Origin of the sequence: Streptomyces huiliensis (assembly GCF_020037025.1) — a bacterium.
Taxonomy (GTDB): Bacteria; Actinomycetota; Actinomycetes; order Streptomycetales; family Streptomycetaceae; genus Streptomyces; species Streptomyces huiliensis.
In genome coordinates this window covers 1-284 of record NZ_JAIQLH010000493.1, presented here as the reverse complement: position 1 = coordinate 284, position 284 = coordinate 1, and the positions used below count along the sequence as shown (strand labels likewise).

Sequence of the window (284 nt, the reverse complement as noted above, 5' to 3'; positions counted from 1 at the left end):
CGGCCGCGGCGTGCGCCGCCTGCGCCGCGGTCCCGGCCTTCCGCTCGGCGGTGGCCTTCGCCGCCGCCATCCGCTGGGCGTCGGCCGCCGCCCGCGCCTGCGCCTCGTGCGTCTCGTGCGCCGCCTCGGTGGTGGTGGCCTCCCGCCGGTGGTCGGCCTGCTGGAGGATGCGGGCGCGCAGGGCCTCGCCGGCGTCGGAACCGTCGGATCCCTCGGACGCGGCGGGGCCGGCGGGTGCAGCGGGTGCAGCCTGGGGCGCGTCGGACGTGGCGTGCGCCGGGGCG

The 284-nt window shown here is 82.4% G+C and carries 1 pseudogene; it reads right to left on the bottom strand.

What is annotated here, in order from left to right:
• Positions 1-284, bottom strand: a pseudogene (locus JNW98_RS35435) (M23 family peptidase); the annotation flags it as partial.